The sequence below is a fragment of the Thermomonospora curvata DSM 43183 genome, assembly GCF_000024385.1.
Lineage (GTDB): Bacteria > Actinomycetota > Actinomycetes > Streptosporangiales > Streptosporangiaceae > Thermomonospora > Thermomonospora curvata.
Genome location: NC_013510.1, coordinates 5,226,944 through 5,247,228, shown reverse-complemented (window position 1 = coordinate 5,247,228; position 20,285 = coordinate 5,226,944). Strand labels below are relative to the sequence as shown.

The 20,285-nt window shown below is 72.1% G+C and carries 20 protein-coding genes; 11 read left to right on the top strand and 9 right to left on the bottom strand.

The annotated features are described in order from the left end of the window. Positions 1-26 precede the first annotated feature (26 nt). Positions 27-1,148, bottom strand: a complete 1,122-nt coding sequence (locus TCUR_RS22765; RefSeq protein ID WP_148233096.1) for a hypothetical protein — start codon at positions 1,146-1,148, stop codon at positions 27-29. A 602-nt stretch (positions 1,149-1,750) separates the two neighbouring features. Here TCUR_RS22765 and TCUR_RS22760 point away from each other — a divergent pair. Then, positions 1,751-2,692: a hypothetical protein gene (locus TCUR_RS22760; RefSeq protein ID WP_012854936.1), complete on the top strand. Its 942-nt coding sequence runs from the start codon at positions 1,751-1,753 to the stop codon at positions 2,690-2,692. Positions 2,693-2,793: 101 nt separating this feature from the next. On the opposite strand, the gene TCUR_RS27250 is transcribed toward TCUR_RS22760, so the two are convergent. Continuing rightward, entirely contained in the window at positions 2,794-3,153 is a 360-nt protein-coding gene (locus TCUR_RS27250) for a HEAT repeat domain-containing protein (RefSeq protein WP_012854935.1), read from the bottom strand. 2 nt (positions 3,154-3,155) lie between these two features. Beyond that, positions 3,156-3,599: a hypothetical protein gene (locus TCUR_RS27245; RefSeq protein WP_012854934.1), complete on the bottom strand. Its 444-nt coding sequence runs from the start codon at positions 3,597-3,599 to the stop codon at positions 3,156-3,158. Between the two features lie 403 nt (positions 3,600-4,002). Here TCUR_RS27245 and mbhE point away from each other — a divergent pair, with 403 nt between their 5' ends. From mbhE to TCUR_RS22710, 8 genes are all read left to right on the top strand, one after another. Then, a complete protein-coding gene (gene mbhE / locus TCUR_RS25195; RefSeq protein WP_012854933.1) occupies positions 4,003-7,125 on the top strand; it encodes a hydrogen gas-evolving membrane-bound hydrogenase subunit E in 3,123 nt (1,040 codons plus the stop codon). Continuing rightward, a complete protein-coding gene (locus TCUR_RS22740; protein ID WP_012854932.1) occupies positions 7,122-7,523 on the top strand; it encodes a Na(+)/H(+) antiporter subunit C in 402 nt (133 codons plus the stop codon). The genes mbhE and TCUR_RS22740 overlap by 4 nt, the downstream gene beginning before the upstream one ends. Continuing rightward, on the top strand, positions 7,520-9,055 hold the full coding sequence (locus TCUR_RS22735; protein ID WP_012854931.1) for a Na+/H+ antiporter subunit D: 1,536 nt from the start codon (positions 7,520-7,522) through the stop codon (positions 9,053-9,055). The genes TCUR_RS22740 and TCUR_RS22735 overlap by 4 nt, the downstream gene beginning before the upstream one ends. Next, a complete protein-coding gene (locus tag TCUR_RS22730) occupies positions 9,052-9,576 on the top strand; it encodes a Na+/H+ antiporter subunit E (protein ID WP_012854930.1) in 525 nt (174 codons plus the stop codon). Before TCUR_RS22735 ends, TCUR_RS22730 begins: the two co-directional genes overlap by 4 nt. Continuing rightward, positions 9,573-9,839, top strand: a complete 267-nt coding sequence (locus TCUR_RS22725; RefSeq protein ID WP_012854929.1) for an MrpF/PhaF family protein — start codon at positions 9,573-9,575, stop codon at positions 9,837-9,839. Before TCUR_RS22730 ends, TCUR_RS22725 begins: the two co-directional genes overlap by 4 nt. Then, positions 9,836-10,165 (top strand): cation:proton antiporter, encoded by a 330-nt coding sequence (locus TCUR_RS22720; RefSeq protein ID WP_012854928.1) that lies wholly within the window; start codon positions 9,836-9,838, stop codon positions 10,163-10,165. The genes TCUR_RS22725 and TCUR_RS22720 overlap by 4 nt, the downstream gene beginning before the upstream one ends. 10 nt (positions 10,166-10,175) lie before the next feature. Next, positions 10,176-11,357, top strand: a complete 1,182-nt coding sequence (locus TCUR_RS22715; RefSeq protein WP_012854927.1) for an AI-2E family transporter — start codon at positions 10,176-10,178, stop codon at positions 11,355-11,357. Positions 11,358-11,619: 262 nt separating this feature from the next. Then, positions 11,620-12,507, top strand: coding sequence for a poly(ethylene terephthalate) hydrolase family protein (locus TCUR_RS22710; RefSeq protein ID WP_012854926.1), 888 nt, complete (start codon positions 11,620-11,622; stop codon positions 12,505-12,507). An 80-nt stretch (positions 12,508-12,587) separates the two neighbouring features. Here the strand turns inward: TCUR_RS22710 and TCUR_RS22705 are convergent, their stop codons facing one another. The 5 genes from TCUR_RS22705 to TCUR_RS22685 all read right to left on the bottom strand — a co-directional run bounded on the left by TCUR_RS22705 (position 12,588) and on the right by TCUR_RS22685 (position 16,823). After that, complete coding sequence (locus TCUR_RS22705) at positions 12,588-13,139, bottom strand: hypothetical protein (protein ID WP_041440288.1); 552 nt, start codon at positions 13,137-13,139, stop codon at positions 12,588-12,590. A 171-nt stretch (positions 13,140-13,310) separates the two neighbouring features. Continuing rightward, positions 13,311-14,387 (bottom strand): NAD(P)H-dependent flavin oxidoreductase, encoded by a 1,077-nt coding sequence (locus TCUR_RS22700; RefSeq protein WP_012854924.1) that lies wholly within the window; start codon positions 14,385-14,387, stop codon positions 13,311-13,313. Next, positions 14,387-15,154 (bottom strand): CoA-transferase subunit beta, encoded by a 768-nt coding sequence (locus TCUR_RS22695; RefSeq protein ID WP_012854923.1) that lies wholly within the window; start codon positions 15,152-15,154, stop codon positions 14,387-14,389. Before TCUR_RS22695 ends, TCUR_RS22700 begins: the two co-directional genes overlap by 1 nt. A gap of 5 nt (positions 15,155-15,159) precedes the next feature. Next, complete coding sequence (locus TCUR_RS22690; RefSeq protein ID WP_012854922.1) at positions 15,160-16,005, bottom strand: CoA transferase subunit A; 846 nt, start codon at positions 16,003-16,005, stop codon at positions 15,160-15,162. Between the two features lie 26 nt (positions 16,006-16,031). After that, positions 16,032-16,823 (bottom strand): enoyl-CoA hydratase family protein, encoded by a 792-nt coding sequence (locus TCUR_RS22685; protein ID WP_012854921.1) that lies wholly within the window; start codon positions 16,821-16,823, stop codon positions 16,032-16,034. Positions 16,824-17,054: 231 nt separating this feature from the next. Between TCUR_RS22685 and TCUR_RS22680 the strand changes: the two genes are divergently transcribed. Then, entirely contained in the window at positions 17,055-17,828 is a 774-nt protein-coding gene (locus TCUR_RS22680; RefSeq protein WP_012854920.1) for a FadR/GntR family transcriptional regulator, read from the top strand. A 209-nt stretch (positions 17,829-18,037) separates the two neighbouring features. On the opposite strand, the gene TCUR_RS22675 is transcribed toward TCUR_RS22680, so the two are convergent. Then, positions 18,038-19,276: an acetyl-CoA C-acetyltransferase gene (locus tag TCUR_RS22675; protein WP_012854919.1), complete on the bottom strand. Its 1,239-nt coding sequence runs from the start codon at positions 19,274-19,276 to the stop codon at positions 18,038-18,040. 245 nt (positions 19,277-19,521) lie between these two features. On the opposite strand from TCUR_RS22675, the gene TCUR_RS22670 reads away from it, so the two are divergent. Then, positions 19,522-20,274 (top strand): SDR family oxidoreductase, encoded by a 753-nt coding sequence (locus TCUR_RS22670; protein ID WP_012854918.1) that lies wholly within the window; start codon positions 19,522-19,524, stop codon positions 20,272-20,274. Positions 20,275-20,285 lie beyond the last annotated feature (11 nt).

Below are 20,285 nucleotides of genomic sequence, written 5' to 3'. Positions count from 1 at the left end.
CCGCGTTCTGATCCCTGAAGAGGCGGTCAGGGGCCGTACTTCCAGACGGTGCCGCGTTCACCGGCGACACCGACCGCCCACAGGGAGCGTGTGCCGGGGATGCGGGTCAACCCGAACGCCCGGCCGTTCTTGCCGCCGGCCTTCGGGGCGTAGCGGCGGTCCACCTTGCCGCCGTTGAAGTGCAGCAAAGCGCGGTGGGAGCCGTTGAGCAGCCAGAAGCCCTTCTTGCCGTCGGGGGCGAACTTGGCGATTCCCTGCTTGTCCTTGATGCGGAAGTGCTTCCACTTCTTGCCGTTCCAGCGCAGCAGCAGGCCCGCGTAGGTGCTGCCCTCGCCCGGGGAGAGGACGGTCGCGGTGGCCCATACGGTCTTCGAGCCCTGCGCCGCAAGGTCGGTGAAGCCGTAGGCCAGGCCCTTGCGCAGCGAGACCTTGGGCTTGGGGAGGGTCTTCCACTTCTTGCCGTTCCAGTACGCCACTACCGGCGTCGAGACGGGCGCGGAGGTGGAATGGACGGAGCCGGCCGCCCAGACGCCGCCGCCGGGGCGCGGGCTCAGCCGGTTGAAACCGATCCGCTTCCCCTTGGTCTTCACCTTGGGCAGCGGGACGGCCCGCCACGCCTTCCCGTCGAACCGGCGGATGAAGCCCTGGCAGCCGCTGCTGGTGCAGCGGGAACCGGTGATCCAGAGCTGCTTGCCCACGAAGGCCGCGTCGCTGATCCGCATCCCGGCGGCGAAGACCTTGCGGGTCCATGAGGTGCCGTTCCAGCGGAGCGCGAACCCCACGTCGGCGCCGCCCCGGCGGGCGTCCCCGAAGGCCCACACGTTGGCGGGCGAGGAGGCGGTGACGGTGTGCAGCGCCGGGGAGCGCAGGCCGGAGTAGACGGAAGAGGGAACCTCCACCGGCCGCCAGGCGGTGCCGTTCCACTGCGCGAACCGGATGAGCCCTCCGCTCTGGTGCGACCCGACCGCCCAGGCCTTCTTGGGGCCCAGCGCGAAGACGTCGTCGAACCCGCCGTGACCGTCGCCGGCGGGCGTCTGATACACCGGCCGCCAAGCGGGGGTCGGTGCGGCGTGGGCGGGCAGGGCGGTGGCCGGTACGGCAATGGCGAGCGACAAGCCGACACCGGCGAACAGGAGGCGTCGTGTCATGATCATGATCGTATTGGCGGGCATCGTCTGAAATCCGCAGAAAATCCTCTGATCGAGGTCGCGGAGGCCCGCCGCCTGATATTTCCGCACAACGCGCGAATCTCTCTCATGCGCATCGCGACCTGGTCACATGTCGCCGCCCGTCTGCACATCCGCTCGCCTGGGGGATGGCCGGATCCGGTCGCGTTCTGTGCCGTGGGCTGCGGGCGGGTGCTTATGCCCGTTCGGTTCTGCTCGGTGTCTTGCGTCGCGGTTTGCTTGCGCGCCGCCGTTCGGCGGGACCTTTGCCCATCCGCCCTGGCGGAGACGGCCGGATGCGGCCGTGTTTCGGCCCGTGATTCTGCAGACGGGTGCCTGTGGTCGCCCTTTGTGCCCGGCGAGTCGTCTGACGTCTTGTGGTGCGGCTTGTGCGCATGCCGTCGTTCGGTGAAGCCGCCGTTCATCCTCCCCGGCGGAGAACGGCCGGATCCGGCCACATCCTGAGTTGTGTTCTGCGGACAAATACCTATATCGGACGGCTGGGCTTGGCGGATCGTGATGAAGTGACACAGAAAGGCAGGGAAAGGGCGTCCGGGAGTCTCCTCCGGAGCAGAAGAAGCCGCATGTGCGGCACGGCGGCGGTGGCGGCGGGCATGCTGCTCGTGGGGGCCTGCACCCAGGACGCCGGGACCACCGGGACAGCGATCTCCCAGACACCGGCGGGCTTGGACACGCCGACCGTCTCCACCCCGCAGCCCGCCTCGCTTCAGGAATACGCCGCGACGCTGCGCAGCGCCCTGCGGCGAATGGACAAGCCCCTCAAAGACCTCCGCAAGGCCGGCAAGTACAAAGGGCTGGCCGGGCGGGTCGCCCCCGTGGAGGAGGCCGCCGTCGAGGCCGCCGCCATGCTGCGCGACATCACCCCGCCGCCCGAACTGGCCGGCCGGCACCCGCGGCTGCTCACGGCGCTGGAGGAATTCCACAAAACCGTGGGCGTCGTGGAACGGCAGGTGAAGGGCCGGGATCTGTGCACCGGTCCGGCGGTCTGGGCCGACCTGGGAGAGGCCGACGCCACCGACGAACTCCGCGACGCCCTGCGCGAGGTCACCGCCGTCCTGCCCGGCAAGCGGCCCGGCCTGGCGCTGCCGCCCGCCGGCCACAAGTTCAGCTCGCGCCCCTCGAACGGGACGTTCATCCGCTCCAGCGGCCTTGGCGGACGGGGCGGTCTGACCATCGACAATGGCAGCGGGGACGCCGTGGTCACCCTCGTCCGGGGCGGCAGCCCGCGCATCTCCGTCTACGTGCGCAGGGGCGGCACGTACACGGTGCGCGGCATCAGCGACGGCACCTACCGGATCTACTTCGCCAGCGGCTCCGCCTGGGACCCCAAGAACCGCTCCTTCGGCCGGGACTGCCGCTTCCAGCGCTTCGAAGAGAGCCTGCGCTTCCAGACCGTCTACACCGCCACCCAGATCCGCTGGAGCAACTGGAGGATCACCCTGCACCCGGTCCTGGGCGGCCAGGCCCGGACCCGCTCGGTGGACCCCGGCGCCTTCCCCAACTGAACCTTTTCAACGCCCCGGCCCAAGGCGCCGCGGACGGGAGCCCGACGGCCTCCTGCGGCATCCCCGTCCCGGCCCGTGGCGGCGGCGTGGCGCAAGGCCCGCTAGAAGATCCACCCTTCGGCGCGGGCGCGGTCGAGGGCCTGGCCGGCCTCGCGGGTGCCGAGCATCTCCAGGCCCCGGACCGCCCAGAACTGCACGGACTCGTCCGGGCAGGCGAGCTGCTCGGCCAGCACCGGCAGGGCCGTGGGGTCGCGCGCCTCGGCGAGCAGCTCCAGCAGCAGGCAGCGCATCTCGGCGTCGTCCTCCCGGCCGAACGCCTCGATCAGCTCCGCCACGTAGGAGTCGGCGTGCTCGCGCAGGAAGTCAAAGCCCCTCTCCCGCGCCCGGGGATCGTCGCTGTGCAACTGCTCCAGCGCCCGCAGGAAAGGCCGCGCCGCCGGCCGCTGCTCGTCTCGGCTCATGGTCACCGGCTCCAGCGGCAGTACAGGCGGTGGCCGCGTTCGCTGGCGCGGGCGGCGATCGCCGACAGCTCGAACAGGAACTCGGCCAGGTCCATGGGGTCGGCCTGGCCGTCGAACTCCGCGATCTGCGACCAGTCGACGGTGACCTGCGCCAGGTCGCTCTCCTCGCCCGCCGCCAGGGCCCGGGTGAGCGTATCGGTCAGGGTGACCACGCCGCGGTCGGCCCATGACGGGCCGATCCGCCGGGCGAACCGGGGGTCGGCCGTGATCTGCGCGTAGGGGCGGCCGGTCAGCAGCTCCTCCAGCCTGCCGATCTGCACCGCCGGGTCGATGCCCTTGACGGCCAGGGTGCGGGCTCCCCGGTCCTGCGTCCACCCTTTGCGGCCGAGCGCCGCCGCGGCCTCCTCGTCATCGGCGGCCGAGAAGTACTCATACAGGTTGCCCACGCCGCACATCCTGGCAGACCGCACCGACACGCCCCGGCCGGCGGCCTCCCGCAAAGCAAAACGGCCCCGGCAGGTGGGGCTAACACCGACTTTCCCGGGGCCTGGCCGGGACGGGGCCGCCCCGGCCGAGAAAGATCATAGGACGTTTCGGTGGTTCGGGAAGGCCGAAAACAGGATCCAACGGCCTTTGCGCTGATCACGCCAGTGATTTACGCCGCCCGGCCCGGCGGCGGGACGGCTCGGCAAACAGTGCCGCAAGGGACGCCCAATTCCCCGCAGGAGGCACGCGACGGCCCCCGGGAGCGGGGACATGCGTGAATGCGGGCTGCTTTGCGGTCCTCAGCCGGAAGGGACCGGCCGCACGGCGAGCGCTGGGGAGGGATGCGGTGGGGAGCCTGCGGCCATGGTGACGCTCGTGGCGTTCCACGCCGTCCTGGCACTGCTGCTGCCGTGGGCGCTGCGGCACGACCGGAGAGCCATGCCGTATGTGGCGGCGCTCGCCCCCCTGGCCACGGTGATCTGGGCGGTGCGGCAGTCGGGGGCGGTCGCCGCCGGCGAGCCGATCGCCGAGACGGTGGACTGGGCCGCCGAACTGGGGCTGGTGCTGCAGTTCCGCCTGGACGGCCTGTCCTGGGTGATGCTGCTGCTGGTCGGCGGCGTCGGCGTGCTGGTGCTGGTGTACTCGGCCTGGTACTTCCCCCGGCCCCCGGCGCTGATCATCTCGGTGCTGGTGGCCTTCGCCGGGGCGATGACCGGCCTGGTGCTGGCCGACAACCTCCTGGTGCTGTATGTGTTCTGGGAGCTGACCACCCTGTGCTCCTACCTGCTGATCGCCGCCGACCGCCCCGAAGACCCCGAGCACCGCCGCGCCGCCAACCAGGCCCTGCTGATCACCACCGGGTTCGGGCTGGTCATGCTGGCCGGGTTCGTGGTGCTCGGCCTGGCCGCGGGCACCTACACCATCTCGGTGCTGCTGGCCGACCCGCCCGAGGGCGCCGCCGTCATCACCGCCTTGGTGCTGATCCTGCTGGGCGCGTTCGCCAAATCGGCGCAGATGCCGCTGCACTCCTGGCTGCCGGCGGCGATGGTGGCGCCCACCCCCATCAGCGCCTACCTGCACGCGGCGGCGATGGTGCAGGCGGGCGTGTACCTGGTGGGCCGGCTGACGCCCGGCTTCGCCGGCACCGGGGTGTGGGTCCCGCTGGTGGTGACGGTCGGCCTGGTCAGCCTGCTGGCCGCCGGATGGCAGGCATTGTGGCAGGACGACCTGAAACGCCTGCTGGCCTACGGGACGATCAGCCAGCTCGGCCTGCTGATGGTGCTGGTCGGCGCGGGCGACCGCACCGCCGCGCTGGCCGGGGACGCCCTGCTGCTGGCGCACGGCCTGTTCAAGGCCCCGATGTTCCTGGCGGTCGGCGTCCTGGACCGCACGTTCGGAACCCGCCGGGGCAGCCGGCTGCACGGCGTCGGCCCGCAACTGCCGGTCACCGCCCTGGCCACGGCGCTGGCGGTGGCGTCCATGGTCGGACTGCCGCCGTTCCTGGGCTTCACGGCCAAGGAGGCCGCCCTGGAGGCGTTCGCCCACGGCGGCGCGGACCTGCTGGTGCTGGCGGGTGTGACAGTCGGCTCGGCGTTCACCGTCGCCTACGGAATCCGCTTCCTGCAGGCGGCCTTCGGCGGCGACGCCGACGAGCCGACCGGAGCGGAACTGAAAACCGACACGACGGCCGTATGGCACGCCCTCCGCGAAAGAGCCCGGACACCCCGACGCCTCGGCGGCGGCCCCGGAGCACCCGGCGAAGCCCCGGACGAGCCGCCATCGGACGCACCTGCCCGCTCGCGTGACGAGACCCCAGAACACCCGGGCGCGGGAGAGCCGCCACCGGCCGCACCCGATCGCCCACGTGATCCGGAGCGTTCAGACGGGGGTGAACCGCCGTCCCCCACGTCCTTCCGCGGCGAGGGTGCGGAACGTCCAGGCGCGGGAGAGGGGTCGGCGCCACCGCCCGACCGCCCGCGTTCGGGCGTGGGAGGACTGCCCGGGGAGGCGATCTGGCCGATTCTGGTGCCCGCCGTCGCCGGGCTGCTGGCCGGGCTGGGGCCCGGGGTGTGGCATCGGGTGATCGCCCCTTACGCCGACCAGATGCCGACCACCGAACCGGGCTACACGCTGGCGCTGTGGCACGGGCTGGGGCCGCTGGCGCTGTCGGTGCTGGTCCTGGCGCTGGGGACGTGGCTGTACCTGCGGGCGCCGCGGCTGCGTCCGCTGCGGCGGCGCCTGGCGCGGCTGCCCACCGCCGAGGCCGGTTACTACGCCTGCCTGAGCGGCCTGCTGCTGGGGGCGCGGGAGCTGACCCGGCGCATCCAGGTCGGGTCGCTGCCGGTCTACCTGACGGTGATCATGCTGACCGTGCTGGCGCTGCCGGGAGTGACCCTGGTGGCCGGGCTGCTCAACGGCACGGGGCCCGCCTGGAGCGGCGGCCGGGTGCGGCTGTGGGATCACCCGATGCAGGCCGTTTTGGGGGTGCTGGTGGTGACCGCCGCCCTGGCGGCCACCCGGGTGCGGCGCAGGCTGTCGGCGGCGCTGCTGCTGAGCGCCACCGGTTACGGCGTGGTGGGGTTGTTCGTCCTGCACGGGGCGCCCGACCTGGCGTTGACCGCCCTGGTGGTGGAGACGCTGACGCTGATCATCCTGGTGTTCGTGCTGCGGCGGCTGCCCGAATGGTTCCCGCCGAGCCGCCGGCCGCTCGGCCTGCGGGCCGCCTCCACCGCCGTCAGCGCCGGGATCGGCGCGTTCGCCGCGCTGTTCCTGCTGGTCGCCGTGCTCAGCCGGACGGCGCGACCGGTCGGGCCGCGCTACATCCAGGCCGCCGCCGAAGAGGACGCGGGCAACGTGGTCAACGCGATCCTGGTGGACCTGCGCGCCCTGGACACCCTCGGTGAGATCACCGTCCTGGCGGTGGCCGCGGTGGGGGTGGCGGCGCTGGTGCTGACCGGCATGGAGGACCGCACCCCCTGGCCGGCCGAGACCGGGGAACGGCAGCCCGGACGGTGGCTGGCCTCGCCCAGCACCCCGCTGCCGGGGGTCCGCCCGGTGCTGCTGGCGGTGACCGCCCGGATCCTCATCCCCACCATCCTGGTCGTCTCGGTCTACCTGCTGCCGGCCGGGCACGCCGAGCCCGGCGGCGGGTTCGTGGCCGGGCTGGTGGCGGGTGTGGCGTTCGTGCTGCGCTACCTGGCCGGCGGGGTGTCCGAACTGGCCGCCGCGATGCCGCTCAACCCGGGGGTCTTCATCGGCGGGGGCCTGGGACTGGCGGTCGGCTCGGGGGCCGCGGCCTGGCTCGCCGGCGGGGCCTTCTTGGAGACGACCGTGCTGCGGGCCGACTGGCCCTTGATCGGGCACGTGGAGCTGCCCACCTCCCTGTTCTTCGACCTGGGAGTGTTCGGCCTGGTGCTCGGGCTGGTGCTGAGCCTGATCCGCACCCTGGGCACCAGCCTGGAGGAGGAACCGGGAGGGCGCCGGTGAGCCTGGTGCTGCTCGTGGTGATCGGCGTGCTGCTGGCGATCGGCTTTCAGATGCTGGTGCAGCGGTCGATGGTGCGGATCGTGGTCGGGTTCGCGCTGCTGGGCCACGCCGCCAACCTGGCGCTGCTGCTGGCGGGCGGCCCGGCCGGGGCGCCGCCGCTGCTGGACGGCCACGGCGAAGGGGCCATGACCGACCCGCTGCCGCAGGCCATGGCGCTGACCGCGATCGTCATCACCTTCGGGGTGACCGCCTTCCTGCTGGCCCTGGCCTACCGCAGCTGGGTGTTCCTGGGCGAAGACGAGGTGCAGGACGACGTGGAGGACCGCCGGATCCGCGCCGAGCGCGGCCCGGAAGAGGCAGAGTACGCCGCCGCCGAAGCCGAGGAGGACGAGCGGTGAACGTCCTGCTGCCGCTGCCGTTCGCGCTGCCGCTGGCGGGCGGTGCGCTGTCGCTGCTGGTGCGGCGCTCGGCCGGGCTGCTGCGGGCGCTGAGCATGGCGGTGCTGGCCGGCCTGGTGGCCGTGGCCGTGGCGGTGGCCGCGGCGGTGGCCCGCCACGGCGTGATCAGCGTGCAGGCCGGGGACTGGCCGGCGCCGCTGGGCATCACGCTGGTCGCCGACCGGCTGAGCGCGCTGATGCTGGTGGTCTCCACCGTGGTGCTGCTGGCGATCATGATCTACGCGGTCGGCGAGGGCGTGGTCGGGCACACCGAGTCCGAGCCGAGCCTGTTCTACCCCGTCTACCTGACGCTGGCGGCGGGGGTGTGCCTGTCGTTCCTGGCCGGGGACCTGTTCAACCTGTTCGTGGGCTTTGAGGTCATGCTGGTCTCCAGCCACGTGCTGATGACGCTGGCCCCCAACCCGGCGCGCATGCACGCCGGGATGACCTACACGGTCACCAGCCTGACCTCCTCGATCCTGTTCCTGACGGCCATCGGCTTCACCTACGCGGCCACCGGCACGGTCAACCTGGCCGACCTGTCGGTCCGCACCGAGAACCTGCCGCCGGGGCTGCGGGCCGCGCTGGCGGTGATGTTCCTGGTGGTGTTCGGGATCAAGGGCGCGGTGGTGCCGCTGCACCTGTGGCTGCCCGACAGCTACCCGGTGGCCATCACCAAGATCACCGCGATCTTCGCGGCGCTGCTCACCAAGACCGCCGTCTACGCGCTGATCCGCACCCAGACGCTGCTGTTCCCGCTCCAGGAGGCCAGCGCGCTGATGCTGGTGCTGGCCGCGCTGACGCTGCTGGTGGGGATGCTGGGGGCGCTGGTCCAGCACGACATCCACCGGGTGCTGTCGTTCACCCTGGTCGGCCACATCGGCTTCATGGTCTTCGGGCTGGCGCTGTTCTCGGTCGCCGGGCTGGCCGGGGCGCTGCTGTACCTCGTCCACCACATCGTGGTGCAGGCCACGTTGTTCCTGGTCAGCGACATCATGCAGGAGGAGACCGGGCACACCTCGCTGGACCGGCTGGGCGGGCTGGCGAAGACCTCCACGCTCACCGCCGTGCTGTTCTTCGTCCCCGCCATGAGCCTGAGCGGGATCCCGCCGCTGTCGGGGTTCGTGGCCAAGCTGGCGCTGCTGCAGGCCGGGTTCGGCTCCGGCCGCGCGCTGGCCTACCTGGTGGCGGGGGTGGCGGTGGCGGCCAGTCTGCTGACGCTGGTGGCGATGAGCCGGGTCTGGACGCTGGCCTTTTGGCGTCCCCGCCCCTCCGGCGCCCCGCCCCCCGAAACGCGAGGCGAGCCGGAGCCGTCCCGGCAGGTGCGCTACAGCCACCTGCTGGTGCGCGCGGTGACCGCCGGGATGGTGCTGCTCGGGCTGGCGGTGGCGGTGCTGGCCGGGCCGCTGACGTCCTGGACCCTGCAGGCGGCCGGCGACCTGCTGGACCGCACCGCCTACCGGCAGGCGGTGCTCGGAGAGGAGGCGCCGTGAAGATCTCCGCTCCCCGCCTGGCGATGGCGGTCTGGCTGCTGGTCATCTGGGTGGCGCTGTGGAGCAGGGTGAACCTGCTCGTCGTGCTCTCCGGGGCGCTGGTGGTCGCCCTGGTGTACCGGGTGACGCGGCTGCCGGCGCCGCCGCAGACCCACCGCGTCCGGCCGCTGGAGCTGGCCATCACCACCGGCCGGTTCTTCGCCGACCTGGTGGCCTCCAGCCTGGTGGTCGCACGGCTGGCGCTGCAGGGGCCGCAGGCCGTGCGCGCCGGCATCCTGCAGATCCCCTACCGGGTGCGCTCCAGCGTGCTGCTGATCCTGCTCAGCAACAACATCACGCTGCGGCCGGGCTCGGTGGTGATGGAGATCGACGGCGGCAAGTCACTGCTGTACGTGCACGGAATCCCGATCCGTGATCAAACCGACGCCCAGCGGGTACGGGCGGACGTGCGCGACACCGAACGCAGGCTGATGCGGACGTTCCCCTTGTCAGGCCGTCCGACGGGAGGTGAGGGCCGGTGAACGTCGTCTACGCCGTCACCTACGCGCTGCTGTCGCTGGCGGCGCTGCTGACCCTGCTGCGCATGGTGCGCGGCCCCGGCCCGCTGGACCGGATCGTGGCGCTGGACGTCCTGGCGGTGCTGCTGGTCAGCGGGGTCGCGGTGCAGGCGGCCACCCAGGGGGAGGCGGCCCACTCCTCCTCCCTGGTGGTGATCGCCCTGCTGGGCTTCGTGGGCACCGTCACCGCGGCCCGCCTGGCCGGGGAGCGGGAGGAACGCAGGTGAGCGTCACCGACCTGATCACCGCCGTGCTGCTGCCGGCCGGCGCGGCGTTCTCGGCGCTCGGCGCGCTCGGCATGGTGCGCTTCCCCGACACCGTCACCCGCATCCACGCCGCCGCCAAGCCGCACACCATCGGGCTGCTGCTGGTGTTGGCCGGGACGGCCGCGCAGATGACCTCGATGTCCGACATCGCCCCGCTGCTGCTGGTGGCGCTGTTCCAGCTGGTGACCTCCCCGGTGGTGGCGCAGACGGTGGGCGGCATCGTGTACCGCACCGGCGCGCTGGACCGCGACGTCCTCGTCATCGACGAGTCCGACCGGACCGGGTGAGGAGCAGGCCATGGCCTCCGGTGAACCCACCGCGCCGCAGGGGAAGGGCTCCACGGCCGCCCGCGTCACGCCCTCCCGGGAACGCCCCCCGGTCACCGTCCCGCCGGGGCTGCGCAACACCGCCGTCGTAGGGGCCAGCCTGCTGGTCATCGCGGCGGCGATCTACCTGGTGGTCATCGTCTTGGTGCGGCTGGCGCCGCTGACGCTGGCGGTGGTGGCGGCGCTGCTGATGGCCGCGCTGATCGGGCCGGTCTCCAGCGGGCTGCGCCGCCTCGGCACCCCGCCCTGGCTGGCCGCGCTGGCCGGGATCCTGGTCCTGCTGGGGGCCATCGCGCTGCCCTTCACGCTGATCACCAACCGGGTGGTCAACGAGTGGAGCAGCCTGCGCCGCCAGACCGAAGAGGGCCTGGACCGCGTCCGCCAATGGCTGCTGGAAGGGCCGCTGTCGGTCAGCGAACGGCAGATCAACTCAACGGTGGACGGGCTGATCAGGACCCTCCGGGAGGCGCTGCCCGACCCGGTCGGCGGGGCCACCGCCGCCGCGCAGGGGGCGACGTCGGCGCTGCTGGCCCTGGTGCTGCTGTTCTTCCTGCTCAAGGACGGCGAGAAGATGGCGCGCTGGGCGCTGAGCCAGCTGCCGCGGCGGCACCGGGGCTGGGTGGCGGTGGCGGCCGTGGAGGGCTGGCGGACGCTGGTCGCCTACATCCGCGGCACGTTCCTGGTCGCCGTGATCGACGGCGTCGGCATCGGGCTGGCGCTGGTGATCATCGGCGTCCCGCTGGCGCTGCCGCTGGGCCTGCTGACCTTCATCGCCGCGTTCATCCCGATCGTCGGGGCCACCGTGGCCGGGGCGGTGGCGGTGCTGGTGGCGCTGGTCAGCAACGGCCTCGGGGACGCGCTGCTGACGCTGGGCGCGGTGCTGCTGGTCCAGCAGGCCGAGGGCAACCTGCTGCAACCGGTGATCCAGGGCCGTTCGCTGCGGCTGCACCCGGCGGTCATCCTGATCGCCGTCACCGCCGGAACCCTGCTGGGCGGCATCGCCGGGGCCGTGGTGGCCGTCCCCGTCACCGCCATCACCTACCGCGTCACCATGAGCCTGCGCGCCCTGAAACCAGAGGACAACGGCCCGCCATCCCCGCCGCCCGACACCGAGCCCATGCCCGCCGCCGGCGGCCCCAAGCCGCCCGAGTGAGCCGACCCGACGGCCGGTGATGCTCAAGACGGGCGTCTCCTGCCCCAAGAGCTTTGGGCCGCCGGCACATCGCCTTTGGTCACCGGCACAAGACCTCCGCGGCGCGACATGCCGCGGCAAGGCGCGTGAGCTGGGCATACGCCGCGGGTTTATAGGACGCGGACAGCTCGCCGCCGCGTAATGCGCGGACACCTGCCAAGCGCGGCCGCCGTCATGGGCGCACGCTACCTCTCGCCTTCCCGCTCCCGACGAGAGGATCCCCATGAAGAGCAGACTGCGCAGGTCGCTGCGGCGGCTGTCGGTGGCGGCCGCCACGGTCGCCGCCGTGGGCGCGCTGACCGCCGTCCCCGCCCCCGCGCACGCCGCCGACAACCCCTACCAGCGCGGCCCCGACCCCACCGAGCGCAGCGTCACCGCCCGGCGCGGCCCGTTCGCCATCGACGAGATCAGCGTGAACGGCGGCATCGGCGCCGGCTTCAACCGGGGCACCATCTTCTACCCGACCGACCGGAGCCAGGGCACCTTCGGCGCGGTCGCGGTCATCCCCGGGTTCCTGTCCCCCGAGAGCCTGGTGCGCTGGTTCGGCCCCCGCCTGGCCTCCCAGGGCTTCGTGGTCATGACGCTGACCACCAACGGCCTGACCGACACCCCCGAGTCACGCTCAGAGCAGCTGCTGGCCGCGCTGGACTACCTGACCACCCGCAGCCAGGTGCGCGACCGGATCGACCCGAGCCGGCTGGCCGTGATGGGCCACTCCATGGGCGGCGGCGGCAGCCTGGCGGCCGCGGCCAAGCGCCCCACGCTGCGGGCCGCGATCCCGCTGGCGCCCTGGAGCCTCACCAAGAACTGGAGCGACCTCACCGTCCCGACGCTGATCATCGGCGCGGAGAACGACAACGTCGCCCCGGTCGCCGGCCACTCCGAACGCTTCTACGACAGCATGACCAACGTGCCGGAGAAGGCGTACCTGGAGATGGCGGGCGGCAACCACGTGGACCCCACCGCCGAGTCCGACCTGGTCGCCAAGTTCACGATCTCCTGGCTGAAGCGTTTCGTCGACGACGACACCCGCTACGACCAGTTCCTGTGCCCGGCCCCGCGGCCGAACCGGCAGATCAGCGAGTACCGCGACACCTGCCCCCACTCCTGACCGGCCCGCATGCCGAGGGCGGCCCCCGGCCGCCCTCGGCGACGTTTTCTCGAAGCCTCCGTCGCGGTGCCCGGCCGCCTTCAGCGGTGGGCGGCCTGGACGGGGAGGGGGTTCGGCCAGGTGAAGGTCAGGGATTCACCGATCTTCAGGGCGTTCCACAGCGGGGCGATCTCATCCAGCCTGGCCACCACGCGTTCGACCGCCTCGCGGTCCTCCGCGGAGATCTCCTGCTTGGGCACCCACGGGGGCGGCTGCCCCTTGGGGGAGCGGCGCAGCCGCCAGGCCATGTCGCAGAGTGCGGCCAGGCGCTCGGAGCGGGCCATGTCCGCCGAGCCGGCGTGGTCCTTTTCGCGCAGGTGGGCCTCGCGGCGTTGCAACTGGCGTTGCCTGCGCCGCCGCCCGCGCCGTTGCGGCGTCTCCTCCAGCAGCAGAAAGCACCCGCCGCCGGCGGCGGCCCGCCCGTACAGGCCCCCCGACATCTTCAGCTCGGCCTCGATCACGTAATGGACGAGGTCGTGCGGGATGTAGTCGTCGTATCCGGGTGCCGGGTCCGCCCCCCGGAGCGGCGCTCCCGGCGCGACGATGGTCAGCCCGTAGCGACGCTCACCCGTCCGTGTGAATACCACGTCCATGAGCCCACGGTAGGCCCCGCATACCGGCGGAAGCATCCGAATTTCCCCTCCGGGCCGGTGGCCCCGCTCGGCGGGACCACCGGCCCAGGGGGACATGGTTACCGCGTGTGCTCAGACTTTTTACCGACCGGGACGTGCCGGTGTCGCCCAAGACGCGCCGGTGAGCGGCCACTACGGGCGCTTGCCGGACTCCAGGCGCCGCAGGGTGCTCTCGGCCTCGGCGATGATGCGCTCGATGAGCTCGGCGACCGTGGGCAGGTCGTCGACCACCCCGGTGACCTGCCCGGTGGGCAGCACCCCGGCCTCCGGGCGGCCTTCCACCAGCGCCGCCTTGATCAGCAGCGGGACGTTGATGGCGCTGGCCACCTGGAACCACGTCAGGCCCTGCTCGCGGCGCATCGCCAGGCCCTCCCGGACGGCCTTGAGCGGGGACTGCCCGGTCAGCTCCTTCATCCGGGTGCTGGCGCGCAGGATCCGCACTCCCCGCCGCCACGGCGACTGGCGCTCCAGGGCCTCCACGAACGGGGTGCGGATGACCCGCTGGGGACGCCCGTCGATCGCGGACGTCACCACCGTGTCGGTGACGCCGGCCTTCAGGTAGTGGTCGCGTTTGACCGGCTCGGGCACGCGGCTTTCCTGGGTGAGCAGGAACCGGGTGCCCATGGCGATGCCGTCCGCGCCGTAGGCCAGCGCCGACACCAGCCCCCGGCCGTCGTGGAACCCGCCGGCCGCCAGCACCGGGATGTCGGCGCCGACCGCGTCCACCACCTGCGGCAGCAGCAGCGAGGTGGGCACCGAGCCGGTGTGGCCGCCGCCCTCGCCGCCCTGGGCGATCACCGCGTCCACGCCCAGCGCGGCGACCTTCTCGGCGTGCCGCCGCATCCCCACGGTGACGATGCACAGCACGCCCGCGTCGTGCAGCCGGGAGACGGTGTCCTTGGTGGGGGCGCCGGCGAAGGAGACCACCTTCACGCCCTCCCGGGCCAGCGCCTTGACCCGTTCGGCGATGTCGGGCTGGTCGGGACGCAGGTTCACCCCGAACGGCGCGTCGGTGCGCTCGCGCATCTCGCGGACGGCCGTCAGCATCTGCTCGTCCGACATGGTGACCGCGGCCAGGATGCCCAGCCCGCCGGCCGCGGCGGTGGCGGCGGTCAGGTGCACGCCCGACACCCAGCCCATGCCGGTCTGGACGATCGGGTACTTGATCCCGAACAGCTCGCAGGCCCGGGTGTGCAGCGCCGGATGCATCAGTCCTTCACCTCGCGGTACCGCAGGCCCGCGGGGTCCAGCCGTTCGATGACGGCCATCTCCTCGTCGGTGGGCGTGCGGGTGGTGGGCACCTGGTCGGGGATGACCAGCTCGAAACCGGTGTTGGCCACCACGTCCTCGACCGTGACGCCCGGGTGCACCGACCGCAGCCGCATCCGGTGGTCGGGGGTTTCGAAGTCCAGCACGGCCAGATTGGTGATGACGTGCCGCAGGTTGTGGAAGCGCGCCACCTCGCCCAGCTCGGCGGCCCGGTCATAGCCGATGCCGCACACCAGGTCCACCTTCTCCACGAACACCCGGGTGCTGTGGTTGGGGATCCAGTAGCTGGTGGTGTTGTTGATGGTGTTGCCGGGGGCGCCGCGGAAGCCGATGAGCTGCCGCACCGGCTTGTCGGGGTCGGACCCGATCGCCGCGATGTTCTGGTTGCCGTACCTGTCGATCTGGCTGGCGCCCATCATCACGTGCCGGCGGCCGCCCCACACCACATCGAACATCCGCCGGAACGGGTTCCAGCCCTCGATCACCTCCGGGGCGGTGCCCAGCGGCGGGACGTCGCCGGTCAGGTAGGCCTCCCCGTCGGTCATCATCAGCTGCGGCTCATGCACGGCGCGGGCCAGCCGTCCGCCCAGGACCGGCAGGTTCCCGATCGGGTTGGCCAGGATCTCCCCGTCGCCGCGGAAGCAGTCGGCGATGGCGACGGCGCAGACGTCGGCGCGCCGCACCTTGTGGAGGGTCTGCTCGGTCACGTCCCTCACCCCTTCAGCTTCGCCTGGTAGGCGGCCTCGTCCAGGCCGTCGATCCATTCCTTGGAGAAGCGCTCCCAGCCGTCGGGCTCCTTGGCGGAGGCGGCGTAGTCCCTCTGGAACGCCTCGTCGCGGGGGTAGTCGGGGACGCAGGAGGTGGGGTGCGCGCCGCCGGGGGCCTCCACCACCCCGTCCACCATCATCCGGGTGATCTTCAGGGTGTGCAGCGGGGCGGAGGCGGTCAGCTCGGCGGTCGGGACGATCCGCTCACAGGAGATGAAGCGCTGCTCGGCGGCCTCCAGGAACAGGTCGTCGAAGTAGGGGTCGGGGCCGAGGAACTGCCCGTTGCCGTTCTCGTCGGCCCGGTTGACGTGCACGATCGCCGCGTCCAGGTGCAGCGCGGGCACGGCGATCAGCTCTTCGTGGGTGCCGCCGGGGGCCGGGTAGGGGGAGGTGACGGTGCGCAGCGACGGGTCGATGCGCTGCAGGTCCGAGCCCAGCCCGACCCGGGTGGGCAGGAACGGCACCCGCCAGGCCGCGGCCTGCAGCCCCAGCAGCATCATGCCCTCGTCCATCTGCTTGGCGGTGACGGCGCCGGACTCGCGGGCCTTGCGGAAGTAGGGCTCTAGCGGGATGGTGTCCAGCGACACGAACGCGAACACCACGTGCCGGACCTTGCCGGCCGCGCACAGCATCCCCACGTCCGGGCCGCCGTAGGAGACCACCGTCAGATCCTTCAGCGACGACCGGCAGATCTCCCGGACGATCGACATGGGCTTGCGCCGGCTGCCCCAGCCGCCGATGCCGATGGTCATGCCGTCGGACAGGCGGGCGACGACGTCCGCCTCCGACATCCTCTTGCCGCTCAACTGACGCCCCTTCACTGGTCGAACTTCGCCTCCCGGCCCTCCACGAAGGCCGCGCGGGCCTCATCGGAGACGCCCGACAAATTGAGCTCGAAGGTGAAGCCCTGCTCGTACCGGTAGCTGCGGTGCACGTCCCACAGGTCGATGCCGTTCAGCGACTCTTTCGCCGCGCGGATCACCCGGGTGCTCTTGGCGGCGATCTCGCGGGCCACCGCGAAGGCCTCCTCGCGCAGCCGCTCCCGGGGGACGACCGCGAGCACCGAACCCCAGGCGTGCAGCTCCTGGGCGGTGGCGGGCTTGGCCGTGTAGACCATGGCGCGCATCTTGTGCTGGGGCACCAGGCGGGCCAGGTGGGTGGCGGCGCCCAGGGCGCCCCGGTCCACCTCCGGCAGCCCGAAGGTGGCGTCCTCGGAGGCCACGATGATGTCGGAGTTGCCGACCAGGCCGATGCCGCCGCCCAGGCAGTAGCCGGCGACCGCGGCGATCACCGGGACCTGGCACTCGTAGACGGCGGCGAAGGCGGCGAAGCAGCCGCGGTTGGCGCCGATGAGCTTGTCATAGCCCGGGTCGGCCTGGATCTCCTTGATGTCCACGCCGGCGTTGAAACCGCGGCCCTCGGCGCGCAGCACCAGTGCCCGGACGCTCTCGTCGGCGCCGAGCGAGCGCACGGTCTCGGCCAGTTCGAACCAACCGGCCACGGTCAGCGCGTTGACCGGGGGCCGGTCCATGACGACCTCGGCGATCCCGCGGTCGGGCCCGTCGTCGTGGACCTGCCACGCGATGGCGCCGCTGGGTGTTCGCTTCACGCCGCGGCTCCTTCCCTGGTGAGAGCTAAATCTTCTATAAGATTGGTGAGGATAGGAGTTCCGCCGCCGCAGGAGGGCCGGCGGTCCCACTGAGCGGGCCGGGGGCCGCACCGCCGGCGTCGCCCGGCGGCAGGATCACGATCTGCCCGTCCTGCGGGCGCTCACCCCGGCACCGGGCCGCAGCTCCCCTAGCCTGTGTGGCTCGCCGGGCTCGCCTACAAGGAGTCGAACGTGCAGCTCCACCAACCGCGGGTGGCCGAGATGGTCGCGGCCATCCTGCGCGACCGCATCCTCAGCGGCGAGCTCAAGGACGGGGACGCGCTGCCCGCGCAAGACGAGCTGCTGCGCGAGTTCGAGGTCAGCAAGCCCTCGCTGCGCGAGGCCCTGGGCATCCTGGAGGCCGAGGGTCTGATCACCGTGCAGCGCGGCAACCGCGGCGGCGCCGTGGTGCACGTGCCCACCCCCGCCCACGCCGCCTACATGATCGGCCTGGTCATGCAGTTCCGCGGCATCGGCTACGACGACGTGGGGGACGCCCTCAAACGCCTGGAACCCATGTGCGCCGCGTTGTGCGCCACCCGCGAGGACCGGCACACCGAGGTGCTGCCCCGGCTGCGGCTGATCCACGAACAGACCCTGGCCGCCGTCGAGGACGAGGTGGAGTTCACCCGCGTCACCCGCCGCTTCCACCAGGAACTGGTGCAACTGTGCGGCAACCAGACCCTGATCCTGGTGGTCGGGACGCTGGAGACCCTGTGGTCCTCCCAGGAGCAGCAGTGGGCGGCCCGCGCCAGCGAGTCCGGCGACTTCCCCGACGTGGAACGCCGCGAGTCCGGCATCCGCGCCCACGAGCGCATCATGCGCCTGATCGAACGGGGCGACGCCGAGGCCCTGGAACGCTTCGCCCGCGTCCACCTCGACAACACCATGCGTTATGCGTCCAACCCCGGCCCGGTCGAGGTCGTCTCCTCCAACCCCTTCAAAACCCGCCTGCGCCGCCACTGAACCTTCCCAACGTGGTCCAGGGCGCCGGGGACGGGAGCCTCGACGGGTCTTCGGTGCTGCGGCATTGCAGGTCACGGCTTTGCCCCTGGCCGCCAGGCCCGGTCTCGGCCTGTAGAGACGGTGTGTTGAAAGAGGCCTCGCGAGCATGGGCCGGCCCGTCCCGGCCGCGGGGCGTGCCCGGACGGGCCGTGCCGTGAGGGCGGAGACGGTCAGGACAGGCGTTCGATGATCATGGCCATGCCCTGGCCGCCGCCCACGCACATGGTCTGCAGGCCCAGCGTCTTGTCCGTACTCTGCAGGCCGTTGATCAGCGTGGTGGTGATGCGGGCGCCGGACATGCCGAACGGGTGGCCGATGGCGATGGCGCCGCCGTGCACGTTCAGCTTGTCCATGGGGATGCCCAACTGCCGGGCGCACGGGATGACCTGGGCGGCGAACGCCTCGTTGATCTCGAACAGGTCGATGTCGTCGATGGTCATCCCGGCGCGGCGCAGCGCGTTGCGGGTGGCCTCCACCGGGCCCAGCCCCATGATCTCCGGGGAGAGCGCCGAGACCCCGGTGGCGACGATCCGGGCCAGCGGGGTGATGCCCAGCTCGCGGGCCTTGACATCGCTCATGATCACCAGGGCGGCGGCGCCGTCGTTGAGCGGGCAGCAGTTGCCTGCGGTGACCGTGCCGTCCGGGCGGAAGACCGGCTTGAGCGCGGCGACCTTCTCCAGGGTCGTCCCCGGCCGCGGGCAGTCGTCGGTGTCCACCACGGTGCCGTCCGGCAGCGTGATCGGGGTGATCTCGCGGGCGTAAAAGCCGTCGGCGATGGCCTTTTCGGCCAGGTTCTGGCTGCGCACCCCGAACTCGTCCTGCTCGCGGCGGGTGACGCCCTCCACGGCGGCCACGTTCTCGGCGGTCAGCCCCATCGCGATGTACACATCCGGCAGCAGGCCGGCTGCGCGCGGGTCCCGCCAGGACCCGGAGGCGGTCATCGCGGCGGCCCGGTCGCGGGCCTCGGCGAAGACCGGGTTGCGCCACCCGGCCTCCCACGGGTCGCCGCCGCCCGGCGGCCGGTCGCTGGTGCCGGCCTTGCCGCGGCTGACGCTCTCCACCCCCGCCGAGATGATCACGTCGGCCTCGCCGGCCTTGATGGCGTGGAAGGCCATCCGGGTGCTCTGCACGGACGAGGCGCAGTAGCGGGTCACGGTCGCCCCGGGCAAGTGGTCATAGCCCAGCAGCACCGCCACCACCCGGGCCATATTGGCGCCCTGCTCACCGCCGGGCAGCCCGCAGCCCAACAGCAGATCGTCGATGTCGGACGGGTCCAACTGCGGGACCTTCGCCAGCGCCGCCCGCACCACCTGGGCCGTCAGCTCATCGGCCCGGATGTCCTTGAGCGAGCCCTTATGCGCCCGCCCGATCGGCGACCTCGCGGTCGCCACGATCACGGCCTCCGCCACGTGTCCTCCCTGCCGCCTCACAGCGGTCTAGAAAATCTTTATTTTCTAAAAGAATGAACAGACAGGCGGGGCCTGCTCCGTTCGCTCCTACTGGATGGGACGGCCCCGGATTCACCCCCGCCCGCCATGCGACAGTGGCCCGGCCACCTGACCGAGCCGGCCGCGCCGTGCCAGGGGACCCGCCGGGCGGCCGGAAGGGACGGAAGGTAGGCACGGCTGGACCAGTCCAAGGCGGGAGTTGCGAGTTGAGCGGGTTGTTGGAAGGCCGGGTGGTCCTGGTCACGGCGGCGGCCGGGGCGGGGCTCGGGTACGCCACCGCCAAACGGTGCGCCGAAGAAGGCGCCCGGGTGGTGATCAGCGACATCCACGAGCGCAGGCTGGGCGAGGCCGCCGAGCGGCTGACCGAGATCATGGGGGACAAGCCGACCGCCATCCGCTGCGACGTGGCCGACACCGCCCAGGTGGACGCCCTGATCGAGCAGACCGTGCAGGCCGAGGGCCGCATCGACGTGCTGGTCAACAACGCCGGGCTGGGCGGCGACAAGGCCGTGGTGGAGATGACCGACGAAGAGTGGCACCGGGTCATCGACATCAGCCTGAACAGCGTCTTCCGCGCCACCCGGGCCGCGCTGCGGCACATGCTGCCCCGCAAATCCGGCGTGATCGTCAACATGGCGTCGGTGTCGGGCTGGCGGGCCCAGGTCAACCAGGCGCACTACGCCGCCGCCAAGGCCGGCGTCATGGCCTTCACCCGGTGCGTGGCGCTGGAGGCCGCCCCGGCCGGCGTCCGCGTCAACGCGGTCGCCCCCAGCCTGGCCATGCACCCGTTCCTGGAGAAGACCGTCAGCCGCGAGCTGCTGGAGGAACTGACCCGCCGTGAGGCCTTCGGCCGGGCCGCCACCCCCGAGGAGGTCGCCAACGTGGTGGTGTTCCTCGCCAGCGACCTGTCCTCCTACATGACCGGCGAAGTCGTCTCGGTCAGCAGCCAGCACCCCTGACGCCGGAAGGA